This is a genomic window from Candidatus Saccharimonadales bacterium (assembly GCA_035480635.1).
In the GTDB taxonomy this organism is placed as follows: domain Bacteria; phylum Patescibacteriota; class Saccharimonadia; order UBA4664; family DATIHN01; genus DATIHN01.
In genome coordinates this window covers 1-6,285 of record DATIHN010000014.1, presented here as the reverse complement: position 1 = coordinate 6,285, position 6,285 = coordinate 1, and the positions used below count along the sequence as shown (strand labels likewise).

Here is a 6,285-nt window from a genome sequence, read left to right as displayed (position 1 = left end):
GATGTAGTGTAGCTAGGCCGTAGCGCTCAGCCGCTTCTATAATGATGACACTAGCATTTGGCACATCCAGCCCTACTTCGATTAAACTAGTGGCTACCAATATGTCGATCTGGCCGCTGGCAAAATCGGCCATAATCTGGTTTTTGGCTTCGGACTTCATCCGGCCGTGGATTACAGTAATCCGGCGATGCCCCAGCGGACCTTGGCGCAGGCGCTGCGCTTCGGCCAGTACACTTTTGGCCCCTAAGACGTCGGAATCATTGATTAGAGGGCAGACCACATAAACTTGGCGGCCCTGGGTAATCTCAGTCTCAACCTGGGCGTAGACGCTCTGACGTTGGCCCTCGGAAATTACTTTGGTTTGGACCGGTATGCGCCCCGGCGGTAATTCATTAATGATCGAAATGTCTAAGTCACCGTAAACGGCAAGTGCTAGGGTTCTCGGTATCGGTGTGGCTGTCATAGTCAGTAAATGAGGTAAATAACCGGCCTTTTGTTTAAGTAATTGGCGCTGCTCAACCCCAAAACGATGCTGCTCGTCGATCACCACCAAACCAAGTCGCTGAAACTTCAGCTCATTCGTTAGCAAGGCTTGGGTGCCAACAACAATGTTAATTGAGCCATCGGCTAACTTAGTTTGGAGTTCTCGGCGTAGGCTTGTGGTCTGTCGCCCGGCCACCAAGGCTAGCCGATAGCCAAAGTGATCAAACAGTGGCGCTAGATTTTTGGCGTGTTGATTGGCTAGAACCTCGGTCGGCACCATGATGGCAGTTTGATAGCCATTGGCAGAAGCCATTAAGGCTGCAAGCGCCGCCACCACAGTTTTACCGCTACCGACGTCGCCTTCCAGCAAACGGTGCATCGGGCTGTCTTTGGCTAAATCTTTAAGCACTGCCCAGGCTGCCAAGCGCTGGGCGTCGGTCAACTTAAAGCCTAATTTCTGAACGAAACTTTGGGCTAGGGCTTGGTCGAAAGCGATTGATTGGGCTGGTTCAGCCGCCATCTCTGATTTAATAATTAGTCCGCAAGCCATGATAAAGAAGAGTTCTTCGAAGGCTAGGCGATGACGAGCCGAAATTAACTGCTTGGTTGATTCCGGCTGATGCAGGGTTTGGATCGCCACCTTAAAATCAATTAATTTGTAATCTTCTCGAATTGATGGTGGTAAATCATCACTCAGCTGGTTGACTAATGGCAGGATTTGGCCAATTAGTTGGGTCAGTTGTCTAGAAGTGATGCCTTGAGTTTCCGGATAAATCGGCACAATCTTGGCCTGAGCCAGTTCGCTAGTAAATTCGATGGTTGGTGCCTGTAAGGCAAAATCGTTGTTTCGAAATTCCAGTTTACCCGAAAGCACTACCGGTGTACCGGGGACTAGTTTAGCTTTTAGGTAGGGCTGATTGAACCAGATGGCCTTAATTGAACCACTATCGTCGCTGATAACTGCTTCTAAAATGTGTAATTTGCGCGTCCGGGCCCATCGGGCCGCTACTTGTTCGATTTTGCCGCCGATGGAGACTAGGCCTGGTTTCATGGCACTAATTTTGGCGATCTGAGAGTAGTCTTCCCAACGGAATGGGAAATGTAATAGCAAATCACGGGCATCTTCGATGCCCAAACGGTGGAGTTTTTCGCCTAAAGCTGCGCCGACACCTTTGAGCTCGGTGACCGGCGTGCCCAGCCCCAGCTCAGACATTTATTTCAGCCGGGCGGACCGCAACTTACCAACCTGAACCACGTCACCCGATTTGAAGTTGTGTTTGGCCTCAGACACTCGTTGGCCGTTGATACGTACGCCCCCTTGCACAATCACGCGCTTAGCTTCAGATTTAGTTTGACTCAAGCCTAGCTCTACTAGCATCGTAGCCACGTCCTGGTCTCCGGTGCTAACTTCAACTTCTACTATATTTTGCGGCAACTCTTTGTGGCGAAAAACCCGATCAAAATCGACCTCAGCGGCTAGAGCCGCCTCTTCACCGTGGTAGATAGTGACAATCTCCCGCGCTAGCGAGGCCTTGGCATCACGTGGGTTTGCGCCCTCAGCTAGGGTTTTGGTGAGTTGCTCAAGTACTGGTTGATCAATATCGGTACATAGTTCGTAATAGGGCACAATCAGGTTATCTGGGATGCTCATGATTTTACCGTACATATCGCTCGCGGCATCGGTGATGCCAATGTAGTTACCTAGGCTTTTGCTCATTTTTTGCGAACCGTCGGTCCCAACTAATAACTTACCCATCACCACCTGCTGGGCTGGCTGCCCCATTTTTTTCTGCAGGGCCCGGCCAGCTAACATATTAAAGCGCTGATCGGTACCGCCAAATTCAACATCAGCTTTTAGTACCACCGAATCATAAGCCACCATCAGCGGGTAGATTAATTCGTGCAGGCCAAGGTCTGAACCAGCATCTAAGCGATTTTTGAAGTCTTCACGCTCGATCAACTGGGCGACGGTAAAGTTGCTGGCCAGTTCGAGCAGTTTGGCTAATGATAAATCGTCTAACCATTCACTATTGCGCCTAATTTCAGCTTTATCGACATCCAAAATTTTATTGACTTGCTCCAAGTAGGTCTTGGCATTGCGCTCGACCTCATCGCGATCGATGACCGGGCGGGTCTTGTTCTTACCCGATGGGTCCCCAATCAGAGCGGTAGTATCACCAATTAGAAAGATGACCGTGTGGCCGAGTTTTTGCAGCCTAGCCAAACAGCGCAAAATGACCGTATGGCCCAAATGAATATCGGGGCTCGACGGGTCAACGCCAAACTTTAGACGTAATGGTTTAGTGCCGGCCAGGAGCTTTTCTAGCTGCTTTTGATCGATGATCTCCTCGATGCCGCGCCATAGTGATTCTTTCATAACAAAAACTATAGCACACCAGAACGAGCCAGCTTTCACTTGGGTGCTGGCATTGGTATAATAGCGCAAGAGGAATTATAAGAATCTATGGCTAAAGCCAAACCTAGGCGCGTTACCTCTGCCAAAAACTCGAAAGCTAAAATTTCGAACCGGTGGCAGAAGTTTTTAGTCTCACTCAAGCCAGCTAATCTTAAAGCCTACTGGTTCAGTCACCAGGGTCGCATGATGGCTGCAAAAATCGCGGGCATCGGTTTTTTGATGGTGGTGCTATTGATTTTGTTTGTGGCCAAAGACCTGCCAAGCCCCAGCAAGATCAACGCTAAAGTTGGGGCCCAAACGACCCGCTTTTATGATCGCAGCGGCAATACCGTGCTCTACGAAGTTCACGGGGACGTCAATCGAACGGTTATCGACTTTAACGCCATGCCCGATAACGTTAAACACGCTACAGTTGCCCTGGAAGATAAAAACTTTTACCACCACGGCGCTTTTTCGAGCCTAAGCATCTTAAGAGCCGCTTTTGTTGATCTCTTCCATCGCGGTAGCGGGTTGCAAGGCGGCTCCACTATCACTCAGCAGTACGTCAAAAACGCCTTATTAACTAACCAGCAATCCGTCATTCGAAAAGCCAAGGAATTAATTCTCTCAATTGAAATCGAGCAACTTTATAAAAAAGACGATATCTTAAAGCTGTACCTAAATGAAATTCCCTACGGCACCCAAGCCTATGGCATCCAGGCGGCCGCTAAAACCTATTTCGGTAAAGACGCCAAGGATTTGACCCTGCCAGAGGCAGCTTTGCTGGCCGCCATTCCCCAGGCCCCGAGTTATTATTCGCCCTACGGTGACCACGTCGATGCGCTGATCGCTAGGCAGCACATGGTCCTAGACGAGATGGCCGACCAGGGCTACATCACCGCCCAGCAGGCCGAAGAAGCCAAGGCCGTTGATGTTTTGGCCGAGATCCCCAAAATACCCAGAACTTACGCTAATGTGACGGCACCGTTCTTTGTTAAATACGTCGAAGCCCAATTAGATGAGCAGCTCGGCAACCAACTGGTCGACTCTGGTGGACTCAAGGTCATCACCACCCTTGATTTGACCAAGCAGAGCCAGGCCGAACAGGCCGTGGCCAAGAACATGGCCAACGTTAAACGCTTGGGCGGTTCGAACGCTGCCCTAGTCGCCGATGACGTTAAGACCGGTCAAGTCCTGGCTTGGGTGGGTGGCAGCGATTTCAGCACCAGCCAAGTCGATGTGGCCAACAGCTTGCGCCAGCCTGGATCGAGCTTTAAGCCGTTTGTTTATTCGACGCTCTTTAGTAAAAAAACTGATGCCACCTGGGGGCCAGGCTCGACCCTCTATGACGTTAAAACCGACTTTGGTGGTGGCTACGTGCCCCATAACTATTGTAATTGTAATTATGGAGTCGTCTCGATCCGAGAGGCCTTGGGCAACTCGCTTAACATCCCGGCCGTTAAAGCTCTCTACTTAGCCGGTGTTAGTGATTCAATCAAGACTGCGACAGACTTAGGAATTTCAACGCTCAACCAGGATCCCAGCCATTATGGGCTCAGCCTGGTGCTTGGTTCGGGCGAAGTTACGCTGGCCGATATGGCCAGTGCCTATAGTGGTTTTGCCACCGGTGGGACTCACGTCGATCAAGTTTCGGTCATCAAAATTACCGATCCCAAAGGCAAAACCTTGGTCGATAACTCTAAAACTCCAACTCCCAAAAAAGTCTTAGACCCCCAAGCGGTTTACGAACTCAACAGCATTTTGAGCGATGCCGGGGCCCGCACCCGAACCTTTGGTTCCAATTTCTCCGCTCTAATTATCCCAGGTAAAACCACAGCCGTTAAAACCGGTACGACCGAAAATTATCGCGATGCTTGGACCATTGGCTACACTCAATCAACCGTGGCTGGCGTTTGGGCTGGTAATAACGACGGCCACACCATGTCGGGCGGTTCGGCAGCAGTGGCGGCCCCAATTTGGCATGACTTTATGATCAATGCCATCAAAGACGAACCCAACCAGCCCTTCGTTAAACCAGCTGGGATCAAAGATGTCACCATCGATGCTATCACCGGGCGCGAAAAAACTGACAGCACCAAACAAGCCAGAACCGATATTTTCGCTAGCTGGTATCAGGCCCCGGCCGCCTCACACTCGCAAAGTGCCCAGGTTGATTCGGTCAGCGGTAAGTTAGCTACGGCCTGCACACCCCAAGCCGCTATTCACACCGTCTACTCCAATGCCATGCAAGCTGAGATCCCACCGGCCGATCCGGCCTTTGGGCGTTGGAACGCACCGGTTCAGGCCTTGGCTGCACAACTAGGCTACACCGGCGGCGCTTTACCGACTGATTCCGATAATGTCCACAGCTGTAGCGACACTCATCCATCCATCACTAACTTTAGCGTCGTGGGCACCGGCCCCTACACCATATCTGGGTCTTGGTCCTCCGGCACCTTCCCAGTCAATAAAGTTGACTTTTACTTTGATGATCAACTAATTTCAACTCAAAGCGTCAACGGCAGTGGTTCTTATAGTTTTGGTTACTCAGCTCCATCTAGCGGTTCGCACACTTTTAAAATGGTGGTGACAGATACGGCTCTCTATAGCGACGAACAAACTAAAACCATGAACGTGACTTCGGGCGGGTCGTTTTCCAATCAAACGCCGGCCGATGGCACTCATAAGAGCGCTGGTCTTATCGTGTTTAACTGGGATAACTATCCAGGAGCCAACAATTATAAATTAATTGTTGGCCCGACAACCTATCCCACCGCCGGAAGCTCAGACAGTATTGTCCTGCCACCGGGAACATATAGTTGGCATGCCGATGCCTATCAAGGTTCGAATAAATTAGGATCGACCTCGCCGTACACTCTAATTGTTACGCCTTAATATTATGTGGCTATTTGGCTCCCTTGGGTTTGGCTGGTTTGCTGGCGAAATCTGATTTTGATTGGGGGCTTAACTCGTCAATTGGCTGCTTCGGTATAGCAAAGATCATTTTGCCGGCTACGGTCTGAAAAACGCGGGTAACTTCCGTCATCACTTCTTGGCCGATCAACTTATCGCCCTGTTCTACTACAATCATGGTGCCGTCCGGCAGGTAGCCGACGCCCTGATCGCGTTCTTTACCGGCTTGGACGATTTTGACAGCCATTTCCTCGCCCGGTAGTACCACCGGTCGAATGGCGTTGGCTAGTTCGTTGATATTTAGGACCCGTACCCCTTCGATTTGGGCCACGCGATTCAAATTGTAATCAGTTGTCAGCACATCGGCTCCAATTTGCTTGGCTAGGGCTATGAGCTTAGCATCAACCTCTTTGACACCGGCCACATCGGCGTCGGAAATTTCAACTATCAGGCCCTCTATGGCTTGGAGTTCATTTAACACTTCCAAACCTCTT

At 50.4% G+C, this 6,285-nt stretch carries 4 protein-coding genes; 1 reads left to right on the top strand and 3 read right to left on the bottom strand.

Going from position 1 to position 6,285, the window contains the following annotated elements:
• On the bottom strand, positions 1 to 1,696 hold a 1,696-nt coding region (locus tag VLE72_01545), incomplete at its 3' end, for an ATP-dependent DNA helicase RecG (GenBank protein HSX14577.1).
• Positions 1,697 to 2,860 carry a tyrosine--tRNA ligase gene (gene tyrS / locus VLE72_01540; protein ID HSX14576.1) on the bottom strand — a complete coding sequence of 388 codons (1,164 nt, stop codon included), beginning with the start codon at positions 2,858 to 2,860 and terminating at the stop codon, positions 1,697 to 1,699. It abuts the gene before it with no gap.
• A gap of 87 nt (positions 2,861 to 2,947) precedes the next feature.
• Between tyrS and VLE72_01535 the strand changes: the two genes are divergently transcribed.
• On the top strand, positions 2,948 to 5,773 hold the full coding sequence (locus VLE72_01535; GenBank protein ID HSX14575.1) for a transglycosylase domain-containing protein: 2,826 nt from the start codon (positions 2,948 to 2,950) through the stop codon (positions 5,771 to 5,773).
• A 10-nt stretch (positions 5,774 to 5,783) separates the two neighbouring features.
• On the opposite strand, the gene VLE72_01530 is transcribed toward VLE72_01535, so the two are convergent.
• On the bottom strand, positions 5,784 to 6,285 hold a 502-nt coding region (locus tag VLE72_01530; protein HSX14574.1), incomplete at its 5' end, for a hypothetical protein.